Consider the following 23,393-nt stretch of genomic DNA (forward strand, 5'->3'; position numbering starts at 1 on the left):
TCCGGGGTGAGCGTCCCGCTGACCCCGGAAGATCTCGTCGCGCACTACCGGCTGGAGCCGATCCCCCGCGAGGGCGGCCTCTTCCGCCGCACCTGGGCGGGGCCCGAGGCGCCCGACGGCCGACCGGCCGGCTCGGCGATCGTCGCGCTGCTCGCCGCGGGCGACTTCTCGGCCCTGCACCGGCTGCCCACCGACGAGGTCTGGCACCACTACCTCGGCGACCCGCTGGAGCTGCTGCTCCTCGCCCCCGACGGCACCTCCCGTACAGCTGTGCTCGGCCCGGACGTCCTCGGCGGACAGCATCCGCAGTTCACGGTCCCCGCCCGCACCTGGATGGGGGCGCGGACCGGGGGCGCCTGGACCTTCTTCGGCTGCACCATGGCCCCCGGTTTCACGTACGAGGACTACGAGCACGGGGACGCGGCCGTCCTGACGGCGCGTCATCCGGACCGGGCCGCGCTGATCGCGGGACTGTGCCGTCCATGACGTTGCTGACGGGCCAGGTGGCCCTGATCACGGGAGCGGGCGGCGGGATCGGCCGGGGCGTCGCGCGCCGGTTCGCCCGGGAGGGCGCGGCGGTGGCCCTGCACTGCCGTACGAGCACCGAGGCGGCACAGGCGCTCGCCGAGGAGATCACCGAGGAGTTCGGCGCGCGCGCCGTGGTGCTGCCGGGCGCCGATCTCACCGTCGAGGACGCGTGCCGCGAGGTGGTGGCGCGGGCCGCCGACTGGGGCGGCGGACGACTCGACGCGCTGGTGAACAACGCGGGCGTCCAGCCGGTGCGGGCCCTGCCCGGGATGCCGGTGGCGGACTGGCGGGCGGTCGTCGACACCAACCTGACCAGTGTGTTCGCCGTCACGCAGGCCGCGGCGGAGGTGATGCGGGAGCGGGGCGGCGGGACCGTCACGCACATCGCCTCGGTGGAGGCCCGGATGCCCGCGGTGGGCCACGCCCACTACGCCGCCGCCAAGGCCGCCGTGGTGATGCACGCGCGCGCGGCGGCGCTGGAGTACGGCCCCCACGGCATCCGCGTCAACACGGTCTCGCCCGGTCTGATCGACCGAGAGGGACTTGTCGAGGCCTGGCCGGAGGGGGTACGGCGCTGGCGGGAGGCGGTCGCGATCGGCCGGCTGGGCCGCCCGGAGGACGTCGGTGACGCCTGTGTGTTCCTGGCCTCGCGGCTGGCGTCCTGGGTGACCGGCCACGACCTGGTGGTGGACGGCGGGGTATCGTCCCGGCCGACCTGGTAGAGGGCCTACCTGGGGAAGCGCCTACCTGGTGGAGGGCCGAGCGGGTGAGAAGGATGCCGTGTCCATCCGTACACATCCCCGAGCACACGAGACTCGAGTCCCGGGCAGTCCGGGTGGTTCGGAGCGGTGACGTGAGCGAAGGGCGCGATGACGGACGACGCGGCAGTGCGCGAAGGCGACTTCAGGGGCTGGTGCTGCTGGGCACCGTGCTGGTCCTGCTCCTCCTCGGCGGCGGACCCGCCTCGGCGCACGCGGCCCTCCGCTCCACCGACCCCGTCGACGGAAGCGTCGTCAAGAAGAGCCCTCGGAGCATCACCCTCACCTTCACCGAGTCCGTAGGCCTGATCGACGACTCCTTCCGCCTCCTCGACCCCGACAACCAGCGGGTGAAACTGGGTGAGTCGGGGCACGTGGAGGGCCGTTCGGACTCCGTCCGGGTCGAGCTGCCGACGAAGCTCGGCACCGGCACCTTCACGGTGGCCTGGCGGGTCGTCTCGGCCGACAGCCACCCGGTGTCCGGCGCCTTCACCTTCTCCGTGGGCAAGGCCTCCCCGACCCTGGCCGTCCTGCCCTCCGACGCCACCGAGGACCCGGCGACCGACGGCCTCTACAACATCGGCCGCTACCTCGCGTACGTCGCGGCGGCCCTCCTCGTCGGCACGGCGGCCTTCGTCGCCGTCTGCCGCCCGCCGGACACCCGCCCGCTGCGCCGGCCGCTGCTGATCGGCGGCTGGACACTGGCCGGTTCGACGGCGTTCCTGTTCTTCCTGCGCGCCCCCTACGAAGCGGGCACCGGCCCGTCCGGCGCGCTCGACCCCTCCGGCCTCCTGCGCACCCTGGAGGGCCGCCCCGGCCTGGCCCTGGTGGCCCGCATGCTGCTCCTCGCGGCGGCGGTGGCCCTGCTGCTACGGCAGCGGGGGCGCCCCGAGCCGTCGAAGGCGGCCCTCGTGCTCGGCGCGGCCCTCGCGGTGGGCCTCGCACTGACCTGGGCGGGCGCCGAACACGCCTCGGCGGGCATCCAGGTCCCGCTGGCGATGACCTCCTCGGTCCTGCACCTGCTCGCCATGGCGGTGTGGCTGGGGGGCCTGGTCGCCCTGCTCACCCTGCTGCCCCGCGCGTCCGTCCCCTCGCGGGTGGTCACCCGGTTCTCCCGGCTGGCGGGCATCTCGGTGACCGTCCTCGTGGTGACGGGCGTCTACCAGTCCTGGCGCGGCCTCGGCTCCGTCGCGGCGCTGACGGACACGACGTACGGCAGGGTCCTCCTCGCCAAGCTGGCCGCGGTGGCGGTCCTGCTGGCGGCCGGGGCGTGGTCGAGGGCGACGGTGACGAGACAGATGACGGTGGCGAGGGAGAAGACGGGGGAGAGGAAGGCACAGGCCGAACAGACAGTGGGGACGGAGGAAGCCGTGACGGACGAAGCCGTGACGGAGAAGGCGGTGACGGAGAAGGCGGTGACGGAGAAGGCGGTGACGGAGAAGGCGGTGACGGAGAAGGCGGTGACGGAGAAGGCGGTGACGGAGAAGGCGGTGTCGGTGGAGAACAAGGTCGTGGCGGCCAAGGTTCTCGAGAAGGCGACGGTGGGCGGAACGCCGGCGCGGGAGTCCGCCGATGAGCCGTCGCGGGAGTCCGCCGGTCAGCCGGTGGCGGAGTCCCCGGAGCGTTCGGTGCCGGAGTCGAAGCAGCCGTCGTCCCCGGCCCCCCGTCTCACCCCGGCCGAGTCCGCGCACAGCCGCGCACTGCGCCGGTCGGTGCTCCTGGAGGTGGCCGTCTCCGTCGTCGTACTCGTCCTGACGACGATCCTGACGGGCACCCTGCCGGGCCGGGCGGCGGCCGAGGCGGCGACGACCCAGCAGTCCGGCGGGCTGCCGGTCGCCTCCGTGACGATCGTCCCCTTCGACCTCGGCAAGCCCGGTCTGCGCGGCAAGGTGCAGGTCACCCTCGACCCCGGCACGGTCGGCGACAACACCCTTCAGGCCGTGGTCTACGGCCCCGACGGAGGCTTCGTCACCGTTCCCGAGCTGCGGATCTCCTTCACCCTCCCCAGCCAGGACATCGGCCCGCTCGACGCCAAACTGGTCGACAAGGGCGGCTACTGGGCCTCCGCCAAGGTCAGCCTGCCCATCGAGGGCACCTGGGAGATGAAGACGACGATCCGGGCGACGGACATCGACCAGGTGAGCGTGACGAAGGACGTGCAGATCGTCCGCTGACCGCAGGGTGTCTACGGCGCAACGACATCGGCGACATCGGTGATGTCGGCGATGCGCACCGGCCCCCCGCTGGTCACCGACCGCACGGCGGCGAGGGCCACGGTCAGCGCGGCGCGGGCGTCCCGGCCGGTGACGCGGGGGGTGCGCCCGGTGCGGACGCTGTCGGTGAAGTCGGCGAGTTCGGCGACGTAGGCCTCATGGAAGAGGTCCTGGTCGTACGTGGTGCAGTCGGCGGTGATGCCGTCGGGGCCGTAGGCGGTGAGGTGGGTGCGGCGGATGTCTCCGAGGGTGAGCATGCCGTTCGAGCCGAAGACCTCGCCGCGGACGTCGTAGCCGTAGACCGCCTGGAAGCTGGCCTCGGCGGTGGCGAGGGCGCCGTTGTCGAAGCGGATGGTGACCACCGCCGTGTCGAGGAGCCCCCGGTCCTTGAAGTCGGGGCGGACCAGGGCGTCGGCCATCGCGAAGACCTCGACGGGTTCGGCGCCGGGGTTCAGGTGGCGCAGGGCGTCGAAGTCGTGGATCAGGGTTTCCAGGAAGATGGTCCACGGCGGGATCGGCGACGGATCGGCCAGTCGGGGATCGCGGGTGAGCGAGCGCAGCAGCTGCGGGGTGCCGATGACACCGGCCGTGATCTTGTCGTGGGCGGCGCGGAAACCGGCGTCGTAGCGGCGGTTGAAGCCGACCTGGAGCGGTACGCCCGCCTTGTCGGCGGCGGCGATGGCCCGGTCGGCGTCGGCGAGGGTGATCGCCATGGGCTTCTCGCAGTAGACCGCCTTGCCCGCCAGGGCCGCGGCCTCGACCAGGTCGGCGTGGGTACGGGCCGGGGTGGCGATCACGACCGCGTCGATCCGCGGGTCCGCGAGCAGCTCGGCGACGTCCGTGTGGGCGGTGGAGCAGCCCAGTCGTTCGCCGAGCCGCCGAGCGGCGCCCGGGGCGGGGTCGGCGAGGCCGGCGAGCCGCACGCCGGGCAGCCGCCACGCGAGCGTCTCGGCATGGAAGGAGCCCATACGGCCGGTGCCGATCAGGCCCACGGCCAGGGGCGGGGAGCTGGACATGAGGATTCTCCGTATGTAGGGGCGTAGGGGGCGTAGGGGGTCTACGGGGCCGGGGGCTTTGGGGCTGGGGTCTACGGGGCTACGGGGCCGGGGGCTTTGGGGCTGGGGCCTACGGGGCTACGGGGCCGGGGGCTTTGGGGCTGGGGCCTACGGGGCTACGGGGCCGGGGGCTTTGGGGGCTGGGGCCCACGGGGCTATGGGCTACGGGCTACGGGCCTTGTGGGACCTGCGGGGCGACGGGGCAGGGGGCTTTGGGGGCTGGGGCCTACGGGGCTATGGGCTACGGGCTACGGGCCTTGTGGGACCTGCGGGGCGACGGGGCCTGGGGCCACGGGGGCTGGGGCCTACGGGGCTACAGAGCTACGGGTCTTACGGGGCTACGGGTCCTGCGGGACCTGTGGGCCTACGGGTCTTGCGGGTCTACGGCCCCTGCGGGACTACGGGTCGTGCGGGACTACGGGTCGTGCGGGCAGCGTCCCGCGGGACTACGGGTCGTGCGGGCAGCGTCCCGCGGGACTACGGGTCGTGCGGGGCGTGTGTCCTGCGGGCAGCGTCCGCGAGGAAGCGCGGGCGGTGTCAGACGGTGAACGCGGTGCGGAAGCGGCGCAGGGCGCTCTCACTGTCCTGGGAGGCCCAGGCCTCCATGGCGATCGTGCCGTCGTAGCCGAGGTCGGCGAGGGCGCGGGCGACGGCGGGGTAGTTGATCTCACCGGTGCCCGGTTCGCAACGGCCCGGCACATCGGCCACCTGGATCTCGCCGATCAGCCCCTGGCCATGGGCCCGGCGGACCAGCTCGATCAGGTTCCCCTCGCCGATCTGCGCGTGGTACAGGTCCAGGTTCATGCGCAGACCGGGCCGGTCCACGGCGGCGACCAGCGCCAGCGTGTCGGCCGCCTTCGCGAACGGCACCCCGGGGTGATCGACGGCCGTGTTGAGGTTCTCCAGGCAGAAGACGACACCGGCCCGCTCGCCCAACTCGGCGACCCGGCCCAGGGTTTCCCGGGCGGCGGCCCACATCGCCTCGGTCGGCTCGCCCTTCACGGGCACCACCGGCAGCCCCTCGCCGTCCAGACCGGTGCCGTGCAGGTTGAGCCGGGGGCAGCCGAGTTGCTCGGCCGCGTCGATCGACTCCCGGGCGGTGCGCAGCAGTTCGGCCACGCCGTCCGGGTCGGTGAGGTTCCCGCGTATGTAACCGGTCATCGAGGAGAACTCGGCCGGGGTGCGGGCCAGCGCGTCGAGGTCGTGCCGGGTCCAGTCCCAGATCTCGACCTGGAAACCCGCGTCGTGGATACGTCGTGCCCGCTCGTCGACGGGCAGGTCCCGGAAGACCATCTCGGCGCAGACCGCCAGCGTGAACATCGTCGTTCGCCCCTCTCAGAGACTAGAACGTTCTAGAAGTCTGCGGTCAGTACGCCAGCCCAGGAGGGCCATGTCAAGACATCCGGTCTAGAACGTTGCAGTACACCTGACCAGAGAGTTCGTCCTCGTCTACGATCGTCGGCGGTACGGGAGCCGGCCCCCGCAGGCGCCGTCGGTCGGCCGCCGCACCCAGTGACCACGTACTCGACCAGGGAGGACCGCCGTGCCACCGTCCCCCGGGGCCCCCGACGGCCGTCGGCCGACACTCGCCGACGTCGCCGCACGCGCCGGTGTGTCCACGGCGCTGGTCTCCATCGTGATGCGCGGAGCCAAGGGCGCGAGCCCGGCCACCCGCGAGCGTGTCCTCGAAGCCGCCCGCGGGATCGGCTACCGCCCCGACTCCCGCGCCCGGCTGCTGCGCAGCAACCGCACCCACTTGATCGGCGTGCAGTTCGAGATCCAGGAGCCGTTCCACACCGACCTGGTCGAACAGCTCTACGCCGCCGCGGAGTCCGTCGGCTACCAGATCGCCCTCAGCCCCGTCGCCGCCGGCCGCAGCGAGCGCCAGGCGGTCGAGTCACTGCTCGGCGACCGCTGCGAAGCGCTGATCCTGCTCGGGCCCCGGGCCCCCGCCGCGCGCCTCGCCGAACTCGCCGCCCTCCTGCCGCTGGTCTCCGTGGCCCGGCGACTGCGCCCGGCGATCGAGGGCGTCCACGTCGTCCGCACGGCCGACGACGAGGGCGCCCGCCAGGCCGTCGACCACCTGGTGGCGCTCGGCCACCGCGACATCGCCCACATCGACGGCGGCCGGGCACCGGGCGCGGCCGAACGCCGCCGCGGCTACCGCACCGCCATGAACCGTCACGGCCTCGCCGACCGCATCCGTGTCCTGCCCGGAGGACTCGCCGCCGAGGACGGCGCCGCCGCGGCCACCGCCCTCCTCGCCACCACCCCCCGGCCCGGCGCCCTCCTGGCCTTCAACGACGCGTGCGCCACCGGCGCGCTCCACACCCTCTTCCGCGCGGGTGTCCCGGTCCCCGGCGAGATCTCGGTGGTCGGCTTCGACGACAGCCGTCTGGCCCGCCTGCCCCACGTCGACCTCACGACCGTGGCCCAGGACATTCCCCGCATGGCCGAACTCGCGGTCACCCATGTCACGGCCCGCCTGGAGGCGAGCGACACCCCGGCCGGGGAGGAGGTCGTCGCACCCCGCCTGGTGACCCGCGGCACGACGGCGTCGGCGGGCTGATCGAGCCGCCGTACAGCACCCCGGCCCCCTGCCCTCATCCCCCGGTACGATCGGCCGGGTGAACACCTACTGGCACGTCGTTCTGCCGCCCCTCTGCGCCTGACGGGCGCGGACACCGGCGGTTGATCTCCCCGGCCCCCACCGAGCGAACTCGGTCAGGGGCTGTTGTCGTGCGCCCGTTGCGGATCCAGTCCCCGACGCATGCGACAACGAAGGTTCACGACTGTGCCGAACCGCACCACCCCCCTGACCCCCGCGCGCGCATCCGACGCCGCCCCGCGCCCCTCTCGCACCGCCGGCCTCCTCAGCGGCCCCGCCCCCATCCTGATCGCGGCCGTGATGTGGGGCACGACCGGAACCGCCGGCTCCCTGGCACCCGCCGACGCGCCCGCCGCGGCCATCGGCTCCGCCGGACTGGCCCTCGGCGGTCTCCTGCTGTTCCTCACCTCCCGGGGCGCCCGTTCCCTGCCCGCCGCCTGCACCCGCGGCGAACGCCGACTGCTCGCCCTGGGCGCGCTCGCGGTGGCCGGGTACCCCGTCACGTTCTACCCGGCCGTGGCCCGGACCGGGGTGGCGGTCGCCACCGTGATCGCGCTCGGCAGCGCGCCGGTCTTCGCCGGTCTGCTGTCCTGGCTCACCGGACAGGCCCGCCCGACCGCACGCTGGACCGGCGCCACCGCGGCGGCCGTCCTCGGCTGCACGCTCCTGGTCCTCGGGCCCGAGCTCAGCGGCGAGGCCACCCCGATCGACCTGACCGGCGTGGCGCTCGCCGCCTGCGGGGGACTGTCCTACGCCGTCTACTCCCTGATCGGCGGCCGTCTGATCACCCGCGGACACTCCTCGGACGCGGTGATGGGCGTGCTGTTCGGCGCGGCCGGGCTGCTCGTCCTGCCCCTGCTGGGTTCCATGGACCTGCGCTGGATCGCCACGCCCCGGGGCGCGGCGGTGACGGTGTACCTCGCCCTGTTCACCGTCTACCTGGCCTACCGCCTCTTCGGCCACGGGCTGCGCCGTACGTCCGCGTCGGCGGCCACGTCCCTGACCCTGGCCGAACCGGCGGTGGCCGCCGTCCTGGGCGTCACGGTCCTCGCCGAACGCCTCCCCGCCACCTCCTGGGCGGGCCTGGCCGTCCTCACCCTGTCCCTGACCCTCCTGACCTTCCCCACCCCCCGCCGCCGCTAGCGGTCCGGCCACTCGGCCCGCGCGGCCTGGTGCGCCAGGGGGCCTGACCACCGCCCCCGACGGCGTCCCGGTCAGGCCCCCTCCGCGGGGAACACCTCGTCGACGGCTCGGCGCAGTGTCTCGCGGACGACCGCGGGGTCGCCGAGTTCCGCTGCCTGGAACGCGCCGTCGTGCAGCAGGACGAGTACGCGCGCGGCATACCCGGGGTCCGGGTGGCCCAGATCGGCGGAGAGATCGCGGAGCACCTCGAACAGCCACGTGCGCTGGTCGTCGATGACCGCGCGCACGGGGTGGGTGCGGTCGGGGTATTCGGCGGCGGCGTTGAGGAACTGGCAGCCACGGAAGCCGTCTTCCAGGGTGGAGTCGCCGAGTACAGCCATCACCGCGCGGACCGCGTCATGCGGCCGGCTTGCCGGCTCGCGCCCGGCCGACCGCGTCCCGGATCCCCTCGGCCGTGGTCGTCAGGTAGGCGGAGACCAAGTCGTCCTTGCTGGGGTAGTGCCGGTAGAAGGTGGCGCGCGTGACCTTGGCCTCGGTGATGAGGCGTTCCACGCCGACGGCGTGGATGCCCTCGGCGTGGAACAGGCGGGACGCCGTGCGCAGCAGCCGGTCCTTGGGGTGGAGCTCCGGGGCAGTGGTCCACGGCGCCTTCGGCGACTCCGGCATGTGGAAGGGAGTCGTCGCCAAGCTCCAGGCACAGGGCTGCACCACCCTCGCCGTACCGAACCCGCTGCGCGGCCTGGAGTCCGACGCCCAGGTGGCGCGACTCTTCTCTGGGTCTTGTGGCGCCCGCTGCCCGGAAAGCGGCGACTGGTGGTACCGCTCGCTCCGGTACCGACTGCCATGCCAGCTTGCTTACGCCTGGCCGTAGAGGCTTGTCAGGTCGACGAGTCGAATGCTCGGTGAGGTCTCAGTAGCGGCGTGTGCCTTGTCATGGAAGCCTGCTCCGCTGAAGCACAGCAAGCGAGTGCGCGTGGTGTCGTAGCGGCCGGCCTGGGCGATGAGCTCGCGGATGTGCTTGAGGCGTTCGATGTGGGCGACGCCCATGGTGTTGTTCCACTTGGCTTCGCCGATGGCCAGCAGCGGGGGCTTGGCGTGTCCGTCAGCGATGCCCACAACGGCCACGTCGACCTCGTGGCCGGTGCGGGCTTTGGGGTCGTGGACCACTCCATGGCCGACGCGGGCGGGCAGGCCACCGAGTACATCGGCGTCGGCATGATGCAGGGCCCAGTCGCGGCAGACCTGCTCGAAATGGGGACCCATGACGTTGCTGACGAAACGGCGACGGCTGGCCTGCCAGACCCGGGCAGCGCTGCCGGGGCGCTCCAGCTGGTCCCATACCGGGCGCATGATGGCGTGGTAGAAGCCGATCAGTGGTTCGGCGATGCGGTAGGTGGGGCGGTTGTCGCGGAAGGCGTCGGCGTCCCGGTACAGCAGACCGGCGTCCTCGAGGACGTTGATGGGGTGTGCGATGTCGGTGGCCTTGCGCTCCAGATACCCGGCCATGCCTCCACGCGTGGCGTTGCCGTCGGCCACGGCCGCCAGAACGGACAGGTACAGGGCGGTGTCACGCAGGTCTGGTTCCTCGGCCAGCAGGTACCGAGCCTCGCGAAAGAGGGGCGTCTCGGGATTGAGGACCGTACGTACGACCCAATCGTCGAAGTCCTCCAGCCCGGCTGGACTGTCACCTCGGGCGAACTCACGCCGATAGGCGGGAGTACCGCCGACGATCGAGTTGACCTGCAGTGCAAGACGGGGATCCGTGATGTTCCAGAACTCGGCGGCGAGACGGTGGTCGAGGGGGCGTACGACGAGTTCGAGTCCCGCCCGGCCGCGCAGAGGAGCGTTGCCTGACAGCAGCCGGCCCATGAAGGACAAGGCCGACCCGCACAGCAGCAACCGGGTCCGGGAGCCGGTGCGCTGGTCACGCAGAGGACGCAGGGCCTCCTGGATGATCGAGGGGAGCTCCGGGTTGGCCTTGGCGAGGTACGGAAACTCGTCGATCACAACGGGGACGGGGCGCTCGGAGCCGAGGGCGAGCAGAGCGTCGACGGCCTCCGACCAGTTGGCGAAGTGGTACGGGCTGGCGGGGCGGACGTGAGCGGTCAGCGCGGAGCTGATCCGGCGGAGCGACTCGGCGTCGGCTGCTTCGGTCGCGCCGAAATAGAACCCACCGGCGGCACGGCAGACGGCGTCCAACAAGAATGTCTTGCCCTGGCGGCGACGTCCGGAGACCACCCCGAGGGTCGCGCCTGGCTGCGGATCGGTGATGAACCGGCTCAGCGCTGACCACTCGTAGTCCCGGTCGAACATCTCGGCAGGCTTGTCCATGCCTCGTCCTTAGACATAGAAGTACAGCTACATAAAACATACTCCTATATCTGTCGCATGCTGGACTGTGCAGACGTAAGCAGGAGGCAGGCCGATGGACGCCGCCCGCGGGCGCACCCCTTGAGTCCGAGCCGTATCCCGAGGGTTCGCCGGAAATAAGTGAGATCGAAACTGAGACCAGGGCACGCCGAAGACCCCGGCCGCTGAGCGGTCCGGGGTCTTCGTTTCGCCTGTTCAGGCGGCTGCGGAGGATACGAGATTCGAACTCGTGAGGGGTTGCCCCCAACACGCTTTCCAAATGTTCGTCCGGGGGTTCTGGGGCGTACGGGAACGTCCTGACCTGCGGTGCAGCGGGTACGGGCGGAGCTTCTGAACGGTGCTGTACGCCGGTGAATGCAACCAGAACTGCAACCACGGAAGCGGGGCGGCGTGAGTGTGTCCAGCTTCTGCTCGTGGTTCCTGGTCGGCGGGGAATCGCCTCCTTACTCCCCCTTCTGCGACCAGGCTGAGGTGAGCGCGGTGACCGGGTCGCTGTCGGCTGGTGCCGCGGGCCACCATTCGCCGTCGTCGTCCTGGAGGTAGGGGTGCCAGCGGGCGTCGGGGCCCAGACGCAGCTGGATGCCGTGGTGGGTGAGGGTGAGGCGGTTGCGCCAGGTTCTGAGGTGTGTGGGGGAGTCGGTCATGTCGGCGAGGGCCGCATCCAGGGCGGTTCGGGTGGCCTTCATCACCGTTGGGTCGGGGGTGTACGGCTGTTCGGCGACGGTGATGCCCGTGGGGCCGCCGTGGCGCCAGGCGCGGGTGAGGCGTGCGAAGGCAGTGGGGTTGGTGCCAGTGTTCTGGATCAGGTGGTGGAACCACTCGGGTCCGGGGTTGCCTGCGGCGATGCGGACGGCGTCCTGGTGCTGGGTCATGTTCAGGTCGGTGGTGTCGCCCGCGAGGAGCCGGGCGGCGCGCGCGGTGGCGTCGGCCATGAGGCGTTCCAGGTCCGCGGCGGCCAGGCCGCTGCCGGGTGGCGGGGCGACGGGCAGTGCTGTGGTGTGGGCGGCGGGTTCCGGGAGTTCGGGCAGTTCGGGGGGCTCTTCGGCCCAGTGGGCGTACGCGGCGGCGGCCGGGATGCCGGCCGGTGCCGGCGGGGCGGCAGTCTCCTGTGCTGCCGTACGGAGTGCGCGCAGCTGGGCGAAGACCTCCTCGCGACCGCGGCCGCGCAGTGCGAAGAGCACGAACGGGTCGGTGTCGATGGTGGCGGCGATGGCGTAGCAGAGCGCGGCGGCGTGCTTGCAGGGGTATCCCCAGTCGGGACAGGAGCACTCCGGATCAAGCTCGGTGGGCAGTGGGAGCAGTGGGACGCCTGCGTGCCGGGCGTCGTCCACGAGTTCGGCGGGCATCTCGTCGTCGAGAAGTGCCGCGAGATGCCCGGCGCGGGCCGCGATCGTGTCGAGCAGGGTGTCCCACTGAGGGTCGGTGAGGACGGGCAGGTGGACCGAGGAGCGGTACGGGCGCGGGCGGCTGCCCTGGACAGCGGCGTTGACCTGGCCCGGAGCGACGGTGACTGGGCCGACCATGCCTGTGCGGGCATAGGTGCGTCCGCGCGAGAGCCTTCCGGCGTCCAGGGTGGAGTCCTCCAGGGCGGCCACCCATGCCTGGCCCCACCAGGTCGTGGCGAAGGCTCGCTTGCCGCGGGCGGGCGCACGGCGCGGGCCGGGGACGGCGGGGCTCATGACTGCCTTCCCAGGGCGACGAGTTCGGCGAGTTCGGCGTCGGACAGTTCGGTGAGGGCTGCCTCGCCGGAGCCGACGACGGCGTCGGCGAGCGCGCGCTTGGCTTCGAGCAGCTTCGCCACCTTGTCCTCCACGGTTCCCTCCGCGAGGAGCTTGTGTACCTGGACGGGTCTGTCCTGGCCGATGCGGTAGGCACGGTCGGTGGCCTGGTCCTCGACGGCCGGGTTCCACCAGCGGTCGTAGTGCACGACGTGGCTGGCGCGGGTGAGGTTGAGTCCGGTGCCCGCCGCTTTCAACGACAGCAGGAACACCGGCACTTCACCACGCTGGAAGCGGTCCACCATCTCCTCGCGCCGCGCGACGGGGGTGCCGCCGTGCAGGAAGAGAGCGGGGACGCCGCGCTCGGCCAGATGCTTCTCCAGCAGAGCCGCCATCTGTTTGTACTGCGTGAAGACCAGCACGGATTCGCCTTCGGCGGTGATGGTGTCGAGAAGCTCGTCGAGCAGGTCGAGCTTGCCGGAGCGGCCCCGCAGGGGAGTGGACTGGCGCAGGCTGTGCTCTTTCAGATACTGGGCGGGGTGGTTGCAGATCTGCTTCAGCGCGGTGAGCAGCTTGAGCACCAGACCACGCCGGGCGATGCCCTCCGACTCCGCGATCTTCGCCATGGTCTCGCGGACCTGTGCCTCGTACAGGATGGTCTGCTCGGCCGTCAGCGGGACGACGCGGTCGGTCTCGGTCTTGGGCGGCAGTTCGGGCGCGATGCCGGGGTCGGACTTCTTGCGGCGCAACAGGAAGGGACGTACGAGACGGGACAGGCGCTCGGCTGCCTCGGGATCCTCGCCCGCCTCGACGGCGCGGGCATGCCGGTCACGGAAGGCGGTGAGCGTGCCGAGGAGCCCGGGGGTGGTCCAGTCGAGCAGTGCCCACAGCTCCGAGAGGTTGTTCTCCACGGGGGTCCCGGTGAGAGCGACGCGGGCGCGGGCGGGCAGGGCGCGCAGTTCGCGGGCGGTGACGGCGTAGGGGTTCTTGACGTGCTGGGCCTCGTCGGCGGCCACCAGCGACCAGGCGGTCTCGGCGAGCACTTGGCGGTCACGGCGCAGCACCCCGTAGGTGACCAGGACGATCTCGTCGCCGGCCAGGTCCCCCAGGTGGCGGTCGCCGCCGTGATAGCGGCGTACGGGGGTGGACGGTGCGAATCTGGCGGCCTCGCGCTGCCAGTTGCCGAGCAGAGAGGCCGGGCAGACGACAAGGGTGGGGCCCGCGGTGGAGGGGTCGGTCTGGCGGTGCAGGTGCAGAGCGAGCAAGGTGATGGTCTTGCCCAGGCCCATGTCGTCGGCGAGACAGCCGCCGAGGCCGAGTGCGCACATCTCGGCCAGCCAGGCCAGACCTCGCTTCTGGTACTCGCGCAACGTGGCGTTGAGGGCGGCGGGCTGGGGCACGGGGGTGCGGGACTCGGGATCGCGGATACGAGCGACCAGGTCGCCGAGTGCACCGACCGCCGCACAGGGGACCCGGTCACCGTCTTGCTCGGTCTCGCCGGTCAGCGCGGCGCTCAACGCCTCCATGGGGGTGAGCGGTTCCATCCGGCGGCGCTTGGCGCGGGCCACCAGCTTCGGGTCGGCGACCACCCACTGGTCGCGAAGCCGGACGAGGGGACGGCGGGACTCTGCGAGGGCATCCATCTCGGCTTCGGTGAGCGGCTCGCCGCCGAGGGAGACCTGCCAGCGGAAGTCGAGGAGGGCCTCGGTGTCCAGCAGGCCGCCCGCGGCGGAACCGGGGGCGGTGCGCTGCCCGATCTCCGCGGTCGCGGTGAGCGCCTTGACCAGTTCGCGCGGCCAGTGCACGTCGACACCGGCCGCGCGCAGCGCGTCCGTGGCGTCCCCGAGGAGCTCGAAGGCTTCGTCGTCGGTCAACCTGAGCTGATCGGGAGCGGCATCGTCGAGCATTCTCCGCAGCGGGGGCCAGGCACGGGCGCCGCGACGCAGGGCGAGCAGGGTCTCGGTCTCGGCGCGCGGGCCGAGCAGCCGCTCCACTTCGGTCGGCTCGCTCCACAGCCGCGCGGCCTCGATGACGAGCGCCGGGTCCGCCGCGGTGTGCAGTTGCAGGACGGCCCGGAACTGCCGTCGGCGTCCTTCGGGTACGTCGACGCGCAGGGAGACACTGACCTCGGAGGTGAGCGCCGCCTGGGTTTCCTCGGCCCATTCACGCAAGGCGGGCACGGCATGGGCCTCGCGCCAGGCGTACGGCAGCGCTCCCATGGCGAGCGGCGCGGCCGGCGTACGGACCAGATCATCGGCGACCGCGTCGCAGAACTGGCGTACCAGTGCGGCCGGTTCGGTGATCCGTACCGGCGCAGGGCCTGGCTCGGGCAGGCAGTGGGCGTGTGGCGGGAAGGCGGCGGCCAGGGCGTCCAGCGTCTGGCGCTGGGCGGCGGTAAAAGGACCCACCTGCCAGGTGTCGTAACCGGCGGGAGTGAGGGCCGGGTGCAGACGGCCGTCAGCGAGCAGCCGCAGCGCGAACCAGGCGGCGGCCTGCCAGGCGGCGCTGGAAGGATGCGTCGGCTCCGCATCGGCCAGGGCGGAGACGGCGACGGCGACAGGCAGCGCGTAACCCTCGACCTTGCGCCGCCTGACCGAGCGGCCGTGCGGCAGGACCAGCTCCACCGCCTCGGTCTCAAGGCCGGTGGGTTCCATGCTGTCTTCGGCTGCTGCCCCGGTCGGCTTCCACAGCAGTAGCCGCCCGAGGCGGGCGGGCTCACCGGCCAGGAACACCGCCGCCCAGCCGGCGCCGAGCAGTTCCCTCACGAAGGCGGATGTTTCCCGCCGGGCCAGCGGCGGTGCGTTCCTCGCGCCCGTACTCGGCTCTCGTACGACGACTCGTGCCACTCTCTTCCGCCCTGTTCGCTTGCCGGACGCTCCCCTGGCCTGCTCACCACCGAACCCCACCAGGCAACCTCACACGCTGGCAACCGCAGGCCCTGGCTTGACTGCTGGCGACGGCGCGCGGCGGATATGCCGCTGCTGAACACACCGGTCCTCAACCGTACGGTGCGGCGCTACGGTGAGGCCATGAGCACCTGGGACCCAGCCGTGCTGGAGGCGTTGATCGAAGAGGTCACCGTCGACGCCTACGGCGAGGATGAGCAGCTCACCGCCTTCTTCACGATGATCGAGGAGAGCCTTGCCGTACCGTTCGCCACGACTGTTCTCGGCGTCGAGGTGAACGTGGTCGGTGTCGATCTGGCCGAGGACGGGCGCGTGGTCGCACGCTGCGTCCGGGGGCCGGTCCGACAGGACATCGGAATTCTGGACCTGCCGCTGCCCGAGCCCGCCCCGGAGGGCTCGCAATGGATCGAGGCACACCGCTACTGGGCCCGCTGAACTGACGCGCCGCACAACTGCACAGCTGAGCCCGTGCTCGAACCGACCTGAGCCCGTGCTCGAACGGGCGGCCGCCCCGATTGCAGCTGACCGGACCGACCGCGGTAAACAGAGAGCACATAGCACGCATACCGCAGTATGCTTACCGCTATGGCTGACACCACGCGCATCACGGTGACACTCCCCACCGAGCAGGTGGCGGAGCTGAAGAAGATCACGGACAACATCTCCGGCTACGTGGCCGAAGCGGTTGCCAGACAGATCCGGCACCAGCTTCTGGGGGCCGACCTGCGCAGCCACGCAGACGAGCACGGGGCCTTCAGTGAGGAAGAGCTGGCCGAGGCGCGGGCGCGGATCTTCGGTACGACGCAGGCCGCCGGTGGCGCGAGCGCTGCGTGAGCGGGCACATCGAGACTGTCGTCCTGGACAGCGAGGGGTTGTCGGCCTGGGTGGCGCAGGATCGGAAGGTTCTGGCGATGTTCCAGGTGTTCCACGACATGGGAGCGGACCTTGTCGTCAGCGCCAACACCATCGTGGAGGTGAGCCACACCAGGGTGAACCTGCCCCGACTGCAATGGGCGCTCTCCCGGGTCAAGGTGGAGCCGGTCACCGAGGCGACGGCCAAGGCGGCGGCACAACTGCTCAAGAGCGTCGGCCTGCACGGACACAAGTACGCGATCGACGCCACCGTCGCCGAAGCGGCCTTGCGTCAGCCTGGCCCGGTCGCCATTCTCACGTCGGATATCGATGACATGACCCGGCTGTGCGGCGGCAAGGTCCGGATGATCGGGCTATGACGGCTGCCGTGACTCCGTCGTCAGTCGCCCCACGGATGCGAGCGTGCGTCTTTCTGCCTGGCAGGTATGTCCCGAATGTTGCCTATAAACGCAACCGAAACTGCAACCAGGGCATGCCGAAGAGCCGGACCGCACTAAGCGGTCCGGCTCTTCGTTTCGCCTGTTCAGGCGGCTGCGGAGGATACGAGATTCGAACTCGTGAGGGGTTGCCCCCAACACGCTTTCCAAGCGTGCGCCCTAGGCCTCTAGGCGAATCCTCCGCCGGAAACATTACATGACCGAGAGGAGTGCTCGCGAACTCGTTCCTCGACGGTCCGGCGGGGTCGTTCCTGGCCGTCGGCATCGGGTACTGTTTGGGCAGCCCCTCACGCGGCGCTATCTGACTGAACTCCCCCAGGGCCGGAAGGCAGCAAGGGTAGGTTGGCTCTGGCGGGTGCGTGGGGGGCGCTCGCGTGTCCGGGGGCGGGCCGTTTCAAGGGCCGCGTTTCCGTGAGTGGCCCGGGATCGTGCGCGGGGCCGGATGTCAGTGGGCGCCTATAACCTCGTATGCGTGTCGTCTCTCGCGCTGTACCGCCGCTATCGCCCGGAGTCGTTCGCCGAGGTCATCGGGCAGGAGCATGTCACCGACCCGCTGCAGCAGGCGCTGCGGAACAACCGGGTCAATCACGCGTACCTGTTCAGCGGGCCGCGTGGGTGCGGGAAGACCACCAGCGCGCGCATCCTGGCCCGCTGTCTGAACTGCGAGAAGGGCCCGACGCCGACTCCCTGCGGGGAGTGCGACTCCTGCCGCGACCTCGCGCGCAACGGCCCGGGTTCGATCGACGTCATCGAGATCGACGCCGCTTCGCACGGTGGTGTGGACGACGCCCGTGACCTGCGCGAGAAGGCCTTCTTCGGGCCCGCCCGCAGCCGCTACAAGATCTACATCATCGACGAGGCCCACATGGTCACGTCGGCCGGTTTCAACGCGCTCCTCAAGGTCGTCGAGGAGCCCCCGGAGCATCTGAAGTTCATCTTCGCCACCACCGAGCCCGAGAAGGTCATCGGGACGATCCGGTCGCGTACGCACCACTACCCGTTCCGGCTCGTCCCGCCCGGCACCCTCCGGGAGTACCTCGGCGAGGTGTGCCAGAAGGAGGACATCCCGGTCGAGGAAGGCGTGCTGCCGCTCGTCGTGCGCGCGGGCGCCGGTTCCGTGCGTGACTCCATGTCCGTCATGGACCAGCTCCTCGCGGGCGCGAGCGACGCCGGTGTGACGTACGCCATGGCCACCTCCCTCCTCGGCTACACGGACGGCACGCTGCTCGACTCGGTCGTCGAGGCCTTCGCCACGGGTGACGGGGCGGCCGCCTTCGAGGTCGTGGACCGGATCATCGAGGGGGGCAACGACCCACGGCGGTTCGTCGCCGACCTCCTGGAGCGGCTGCGTGACCTCGTCATCCTCGCCGCCGTCCCGGACGCCGCCGAGAAGGGGCTCTTCGACGCCCCCGCCGACGTCCTGGAGCGCATGCAGGCCCAGGCCGGTGTCTTCGGCGCCGCCGAGCTCAGCCGTGCCGCCGACCTCGTCAACGAGGGCCTCACCGAGATGCGCGGCGCCACCTCGCCCCGCCTCCAGCTCGAGCTGATCTGTGCGCGCGTGCTGCTTCCCGCCGCCTACGGCGACGAGCGCTCCGTCATGGCCCGCCTCGACCGCATCGAGCGCGGCGTGAACTTCTCCGCCGGTGGCGTCCAGGGCATGCCCCCCGTGGGGTACGTGCCCGGCCCCGAGGCCCACGGCGCTCCCGCCGCGACCGGCGGCGCCCCGATCCCGCCGGGAGGCGGAGCGGCCGCCGCCCGTGCGGCGGTGCGGGGCGGCGCGGGCGCCGGAGCAGCCGGTCCGGCCCCCTACGCCGGGCAGGCCCCGGCCCAGGGGCAGCCGCAGTCTCAGCCTTCCGGCCCGCCGGTTGGGCAGCCCCCCGCCCAGGCCCCGGCGCAGCCCTCCGCCACGCCCCCCGCCGCCGCGGCCTCCGCCCCGCCCGCAGGGCCCTCCGCGCCTCCCGCCCCGGAAGCCGGTCCCGCGCAGCCGCCCTCCCAGCCCCCCGCCGCCGGGGCCTGGCCCACCGCCACCGCCGCGGGCAGCGGACGCCGGCCGGGCGGCTGGCCCACGGCCACCCCCGCGGGTGGTGGAGCGGTACGTCCCCCAGCGGCATCCCCCGCCGCCCAGGCTCCGCAGCCCGCCCAGGCCCCTGCCCGGCCCCCCGCCTCCGCGGCCCCGCCAGCCGCCGGCGCACCGGCCGCCGGCGCCTACGCACCCACCGCCGGTGGCCTCGATCCCCGCATGCTGTGGCCCAACATCCTGGAGGCGGTCAAGAACCGACGCCGCTTCACCTGGATCCTCCTCAGCCAGAACGCCCATGTCGCCGGCTTCGACGGCACCACCCTCCAGCTCGGCTTCGTCAACGCCGGCGCCCGTGACAACTTCGCGAGCAGCGGCAGCGAGGACGTGCTGCGCCAGGCCCTGGCCGAGCAGTTCAACGTCCAGTGGAAGATCGAGGCGGTCATCGACCCGTCGGGTGGACCGGCCCCCGCGCCGACCGGCGGTCACGGCGCTCCGGGCGGCGGCGGTGGTGCGCAGGGCGGATACGGCGCCTCCTCCTCCTACGGCGCTCCGGGCGGCGGCTACGGCGGCAGCGCCCCGTCCCCCCAGCCCCCGGCCTCCGCCGGTCCCGCCCCGCACACCCCGTCCCCCTCCACCTCTGCGCCCGCGTCCCCCAGCGGTCCCGCGGTGGCCCCCGCCCCTGCCCAGGCCCCTGCCCCGGAGCCGGTGGCCCCCGAGGACGACATTCCCGAGGACGACGACCCCGACCTCAACGAGTCGGCTCTCTCCGGCCACGAACTGATCGTGCGCGAGCTGGGGGCCACGGTGGTGGAGGAGTACACCAACGAGTAGGCGCCGCGGTCCCGGCCCGGCCCCCGGGAGCAGAGAGCTCGGCGCCGGGCGGAGCAGAGAGCTCGGCGCCCACCGGCCTGATCACCGCACCGCACCCCGCGCGACACGGCCCTCCTTCGGATAAACCTACGAACGCCCGACCCCCCCGTCCCTCAGCCTCCCGCACAAAGGGAACCCGCCCCCTCCCGTTAGGCTGACCCCTGTGAACGTCCTCGTCATCGGCAGCGGCGCCCGCGAACACGCCCTGTGCCGCTCACTGTCCCTCGACCCCGCGGTCACCGCCCTGCACTGCGCCCCCGGCAACGCCGGCATCGCCGAGGTCGCCGAGCTGCACGCGGTCGACGCCCTGGACGGCGACGCCGTGGCCGCGCTGGCGCGGGAGCTCGGCGCCGAGCTGGTCGTCGTAGGCCCGGAGGCGCCACTGGTGGCCGGGGTCGCCGACGCCGTACGGGAGGCGGGGATCCCGGTCTTCGGGCCGTCCCGGGAGGCCGCGCAGCTCGAGGGGTCGAAGGCCTTCGCCAAGGAGGTCATGGCCGGGGCCGCGGTCCCGACCGCCCGTTCGTACGTCTGCACGACCGCCGAGGAGGCCGCCGAGGCCCTCGACGCGTTCGGTGCGCCGTACGTCGTGAAGGACGACGGTCTCGCGGCCGGCAAGGGTGTCGTCGTGACCGCCGACCTCGAGGTGGCCAAGGCGCATGCCGCGGCCTGCGAGCGCGTGGTCATCGAGGAGTTCCTCGACGGCCCCGAGGTCTCCCTCTTCGCGATCACCGACGGCGAGACGGTCCTCCCGCTCCAGCCCGCCCAGGACTTCAAGCGCGCGCTCGACGGCGACGAGGGCCCGAACACCGGCGGCATGGGCGCGTACTCCCCGCTGCCGTGGGCCGACCCGAAGCTGGTCGAGGAGGTCCTGACGACCGTCCTCCAGCCGACCGTCGACGAGATGCGCCGCCGCGGCACCCCGTTCTCCGGGCTGCTCTACGCCGGCCTCGCGATCACCTCCCGCGGGGTGCGCGTCATCGAGTTCAACGCCCGGTTCGGCGACCCTGAGACACAGGTCGTCCTGGCCCGGCTGAGGACCCCGCTCGCGGGTGTCCTGCTCGCGGCGGCCACCGGCACCCTCGCCGACCTGGAGCCGCTGCGCTGGAGCGACGACGCGGCCGTCACCGTCGTCATCGCCTCGCACAACTACCCCGGCACCCCCCGCACCGGCGACCCGATCACCGGTCTCGCCGAGGTGGCCGCCGAGGACGCCCCGCACGCCTACGTGCTGCACGCGGGGACGAAGAAGGACGGCGAGACGGTCGTCAGCGCCGGTGGCCGCGTCCTGTCCGTCACCGCGACCGGCACGGACCTGACCGAGGCCCGCGAGCGGGCGTACGACGCCGTCGCGCGCATCGGTCTCGACGGTTCCCAGCACCGTACGGACATCGCCGCGAAGGCCGCGGCGGGCGCGTAGCAGCCCGCGCGCACCCCGCGAAGAGCCAGGATCCGCCCAGCGCGGCCCCTGTGCGTCACCGACGCACCACCTGCGTACCTCAGGCCCCGGGCCCTGTGGGAGCCCCTCGCGGACTCCCGCGAAACCCGGGGCCTGATCGTTGCCCACCGTCCCGCACCTTTCCCCAAAGCCATTCCATCGAGTGAGCGCTGAGCTATCCGGCTGACGGAGACCGGAGCGCCAACTAGGGTGCGGCGCAAGCATTCCGGCACTTGGCCCACTTGCATTGCGATGTCAGTGGCGGGTGCCACAGTGGGGGAGTGAGCAAGAGCAGGCGAGCGAGGACCGCGAGACGGCGAGGGGGTGAGTTCCGGTCGTGACCGGCATGGGTGTGGAGGCGGGCACGCAGAGCGCGCGGGCCCGGGCGCTGGCCGTGCTGCGCATCCGCAGCCGGGCGCTCGCCGTCGCGCTGCTGCCCGCGGCCGCCGCCGTGATCCTGCTCGCCGGTGGCTCCACCGGGCACTTCATGGGCCCGGGCTGGGACGGCGCCCGCTGGGTGGTGGGCGTGGTCGCGCTGGTCGTGCTGCTCGCCGCGGGTGTCGTGGGCCTGGTCGTGGCCCGTGCCCGCCCCGCCGTCAGCCCCACGGTCGCCGTCGCCGAGGAGGCGGCACCCGATCTGTACCGGCTGGTGCGCGACCTCGCCGACCGTCTCGACGTCCCCGCGCCCTCCGCCATAGCGCTCACCCCGGACTGCGACAGCTGGCTGGAGGACCGCACCCATCCGGCCCACGGCCCGCCCGCGCCCCGCGTCGGCGACGAGATAGCCGGTGCCGGCCCGAGCCGCCACCACCTGCCCCGTCGTACGGCGACGGCGCCGGTCCTCGTCATCGGCTCCCCCTTCCTGTGGTGGATGCGCGTCGGCGAACTGCGCGCCGTCCTCGCCCCGGTCGTCGCCGGTACGGGCCCCTCGGCGCACCCCGACATAGCGGCGGCCCGGCGTTTCGTACGGGGACTGGACGCCGCCGTGGCCGTCTCCGCCGACCGTGGGCGCTGTCCCGCCTCCCGCCTCGTCTGTGCCGGGATCGAGTGGGTCAGCCGGCTGATGCTGCGGAACTGCCAGGTGCACGCCGCCGAGATGGAGCGGGGCGTGGCCGCGGCGGCGGCCGAGCGCGCACAGGCCGTGGACTACGGGCTGCGGATCGTCGCCCAGGAGCAGGTGGGCCTCGCGTACGCGGGCTGGGACCGGCTGCTGACCCGGGTCGCCCTGCCGGCCTGGCGGATGGGCCGCTGGCCCTCCCGGCTCGACGCGGGTGTGGTGGCGGCCCTGACGGAGCTCTCCCGCCGGGACCGCCTGGCCGAGGGTTTCGCCTCCCGCCTCGGGGAGCGGCCGGCCTGTGACCTTCTCGAAGAACCCGGCGCCGTCGACGAGGCCGCCTCCCTGCTCGCCGCCCGCCTCTTCCACGGCGGCCCCGCGGAGCCCGGCCCGGACTGGTCCCCGGTGGACTGGCAGGAGTACCCGGAGGAAGTCGTCGACCGTAAATGGCGCACCGATGCGGCCCGCCTCCACCGCGTCCTCGACGCGCTCGTCGTCCGCCCCACCCCCGGCCCCCCGTCCCACCACCAGGCCGGCCCCACCCTGGCCCGCGTCCTGGACCACCTGACGACCGACCCGACGGACCCGACCGACCCGACGGACCCGACAGACCCGACGGACCCGACCGGCCCGACAGACCCGACGGACCCGACCGGCCCGACAGAGCCCGACTCACCGTCGAACGCGGGTGCCGCCCCGACGGCCTCCATGGCTCCCGTCGACCCCACAGGCTCCGTGGAGTCCACCCCCGCCCCGACCCCACCCCCCACCCTGGACGACGACTACGACGAGGACGAGCTCCCCGCCCCCAACCCCCACAGCACGGCCCTTGCCGCGCGGCTCGGTGTCGAGGTGGTGCGCGAGGAGGCGGCGACCCCGGCCGTGCCCAGCGGCGGTCAGGGCGGCCCCGACGGCCCGCTCTGGGAGGACGGCGCGCTCCCCCTTTTCCCGCTCCAGCCCCCGCGCACCGACCGCGAACTGCTCGCCGACCACGTCACGGCGATGGTCTGCTGCGCCGCGATGGACACCGTCGGCGCGACCCCCGGTCTCGACTGGCTCGACGGCCCCACCCTCCTCGTCGACGGCGAACGCGTGGCCGATCTCGCTCCCCGTGTCCTCAGTCTCGTCGAGGAAGGCGACGCGGCCCCCCTGCGCGCCTGGCTGGTGGAACTGGGCATACGTCCGGAGAAGCCGGTGCGACTCGGCTGACCGGCGCATCGGCCCGCCCCGCGCCCCCGGAAGGCCCCGAAGCGCCGAGCCCCGCAGAACCCCGCCCGGAACGGACCCCCTGGTTCCACTTTCGGCCAATTCGCAACGAATAGTGACTGTCTGCGCGCGTTATGTGATGTGCTGGGACCGATCGCGCCCATGGCATGGGCGTGCGACATAGGACAGCCGTCAGCCG

18 protein-coding genes, 1 tRNA gene and 1 other RNA gene are annotated in these 23,393 nt (G+C 72.5%); 12 read left to right on the forward strand and 8 right to left on the reverse strand.

Going from position 1 to position 23,393, the window contains the following annotated elements; all coding sequences use genetic code 11:
* The first annotated feature begins 18 nt into the window (after positions 1-18).
* The 3 genes from OG852_RS25015 to OG852_RS25025 all read left to right on the forward strand — a co-directional run bounded on the left by OG852_RS25015 (position 19) and on the right by OG852_RS25025 (position 3,460).
* On the forward strand, positions 19-486 hold the full coding sequence (locus tag OG852_RS25015; protein WP_133916898.1) for a cupin domain-containing protein: 468 nt from the start codon (positions 19-21) through the stop codon (positions 484-486).
* The gene (locus OG852_RS25020; RefSeq protein WP_133916875.1) at positions 483-1,250 is read left to right on the forward strand and encodes an SDR family NAD(P)-dependent oxidoreductase; all 768 of its coding nucleotides are present in this window, start codon (positions 483-485) and stop codon (positions 1,248-1,250) included. Before OG852_RS25015 ends, OG852_RS25020 begins: the two co-directional genes overlap by 4 nt.
* Positions 1,251-1,381: 131 nt before the next feature.
* The gene (locus OG852_RS25025) at positions 1,382-3,460 is read left to right on the forward strand and encodes a copper resistance protein CopC (protein WP_443064559.1); all 2,079 of its coding nucleotides are present in this window, start codon (positions 1,382-1,384) and stop codon (positions 3,458-3,460) included.
* An 11-nt stretch (positions 3,461-3,471) separates the two neighbouring features.
* Here OG852_RS25025 and OG852_RS25030 read toward each other — a convergent pair whose 3' ends face one another.
* Both OG852_RS25030 and OG852_RS25035 read right to left on the reverse strand, forming a co-directional pair.
* Entirely contained in the window at positions 3,472-4,515 is a 1,044-nt protein-coding gene (locus tag OG852_RS25030) for a Gfo/Idh/MocA family oxidoreductase (protein ID WP_133916873.1), read from the reverse strand.
* A 576-nt stretch (positions 4,516-5,091) separates the two neighbouring features.
* Complete coding sequence (locus OG852_RS25035) at positions 5,092-5,874, reverse strand: TIM barrel protein (protein ID WP_133916872.1); 783 nt, start codon at positions 5,872-5,874, stop codon at positions 5,092-5,094.
* Between the two features lie 223 nt (positions 5,875-6,097).
* On the opposite strand from OG852_RS25035, the gene OG852_RS25040 reads away from it, so the two are divergent.
* On the forward strand, positions 6,098-7,123 hold the full coding sequence (locus tag OG852_RS25040) for a LacI family DNA-binding transcriptional regulator (RefSeq protein WP_330349005.1): 1,026 nt from the start codon (positions 6,098-6,100) through the stop codon (positions 7,121-7,123).
* Positions 7,124-7,348: 225 nt separating this feature from the next.
* A complete protein-coding gene (locus OG852_RS25045) occupies positions 7,349-8,305 on the forward strand; it encodes an EamA family transporter (protein WP_330349006.1) in 957 nt (318 codons plus the stop codon).
* Positions 8,306-8,376: 71 nt separating this feature from the next.
* Here OG852_RS25045 and OG852_RS25050 read toward each other — a convergent pair whose 3' ends face one another.
* The 5 genes from OG852_RS25050 to OG852_RS25070 form a co-directional block, all read right to left on the reverse strand.
* A complete protein-coding gene (locus tag OG852_RS25050; protein WP_330349007.1) occupies positions 8,377-8,685 on the reverse strand; it encodes a hypothetical protein in 309 nt (102 codons plus the stop codon).
* 16 nt (positions 8,686-8,701) lie between these two features.
* Positions 8,702-8,992 carry a TetR/AcrR family transcriptional regulator gene (locus OG852_RS25055; protein WP_330349008.1) on the reverse strand — a complete coding sequence of 97 codons (291 nt, stop codon included), beginning with the start codon at positions 8,990-8,992 and terminating at the stop codon, positions 8,702-8,704.
* Between the two features lie 168 nt (positions 8,993-9,160).
* Positions 9,161-10,636 (reverse strand): AAA family ATPase, encoded by a 1,476-nt coding sequence (locus OG852_RS25060; protein WP_330349009.1) that lies wholly within the window; start codon positions 10,634-10,636, stop codon positions 9,161-9,163.
* A 482-nt stretch (positions 10,637-11,118) separates the two neighbouring features.
* A complete protein-coding gene (locus OG852_RS25065; RefSeq protein WP_330349010.1) occupies positions 11,119-12,354 on the reverse strand; it encodes an SWIM zinc finger family protein in 1,236 nt (411 codons plus the stop codon).
* The gene (locus OG852_RS25070; RefSeq protein WP_330349011.1) at positions 12,351-15,158 is read right to left on the reverse strand and encodes a DEAD/DEAH box helicase; all 2,808 of its coding nucleotides are present in this window, start codon (positions 15,156-15,158) and stop codon (positions 12,351-12,353) included. Before OG852_RS25070 ends, OG852_RS25065 begins: the two co-directional genes overlap by 4 nt.
* 264 nt (positions 15,159-15,422) lie before the next feature.
* Between OG852_RS25070 and OG852_RS25075 the strand changes: the two genes are divergently transcribed.
* The 3 genes from OG852_RS25075 to OG852_RS25085 all read left to right on the forward strand — a co-directional run bounded on the left by OG852_RS25075 (position 15,423) and on the right by OG852_RS25085 (position 16,531).
* Positions 15,423-15,734, forward strand: coding sequence for a hypothetical protein (locus OG852_RS25075; protein WP_330349012.1), 312 nt, complete (start codon positions 15,423-15,425; stop codon positions 15,732-15,734).
* 150 nt (positions 15,735-15,884) lie between these two features.
* Positions 15,885-16,133: a hypothetical protein gene (locus tag OG852_RS25080; protein WP_133916866.1), complete on the forward strand. Its 249-nt coding sequence runs from the start codon at positions 15,885-15,887 to the stop codon at positions 16,131-16,133.
* Positions 16,130-16,531, forward strand: coding sequence for a DNA-binding protein (locus OG852_RS25085; RefSeq protein WP_330349013.1), 402 nt, complete (start codon positions 16,130-16,132; stop codon positions 16,529-16,531). The genes OG852_RS25080 and OG852_RS25085 overlap by 4 nt, the downstream gene beginning before the upstream one ends.
* A 175-nt stretch (positions 16,532-16,706) precedes the next feature.
* Here OG852_RS25085 and OG852_RS25090 read toward each other — a convergent pair.
* Positions 16,707-16,791, reverse strand: a tRNA-Ser gene (locus OG852_RS25090).
* 96 nt (positions 16,792-16,887) lie between these two features.
* Between OG852_RS25090 and ffs the strand changes: the two genes are divergently transcribed.
* The 4 genes from ffs (at position 16,888) to OG852_RS25110 (ending at position 23,197) form a co-directional block, all read left to right on the forward strand.
* Positions 16,888-16,986, forward strand: an RNA gene (gene ffs / locus OG852_RS25095) — signal recognition particle sRNA small type.
* A gap of 95 nt (positions 16,987-17,081) precedes the next feature.
* Positions 17,082-19,460: a DNA polymerase III subunit gamma and tau gene (locus OG852_RS25100; RefSeq protein WP_133916864.1), complete on the forward strand. Its 2,379-nt coding sequence runs from the start codon at positions 17,082-17,084 to the stop codon at positions 19,458-19,460.
* A gap of 202 nt (positions 19,461-19,662) precedes the next feature.
* Positions 19,663-20,916 (forward strand): phosphoribosylamine--glycine ligase, encoded by a 1,254-nt coding sequence (gene purD, locus OG852_RS25105; protein WP_133916863.1) that lies wholly within the window; start codon positions 19,663-19,665, stop codon positions 20,914-20,916.
* Between the two features lie 364 nt (positions 20,917-21,280).
* Entirely contained in the window at positions 21,281-23,197 is a 1,917-nt protein-coding gene (locus OG852_RS25110; RefSeq protein ID WP_330351489.1) for a hypothetical protein, read from the forward strand.
* Positions 23,198-23,393: the final 196 nt, after the last annotated feature.

The sequence above is a fragment of the Streptomyces sp. NBC_00582 genome (genome assembly GCF_036345155.1).
GTDB lineage: Bacteria > Actinomycetota > Actinomycetes > Streptomycetales > Streptomycetaceae > Streptomyces.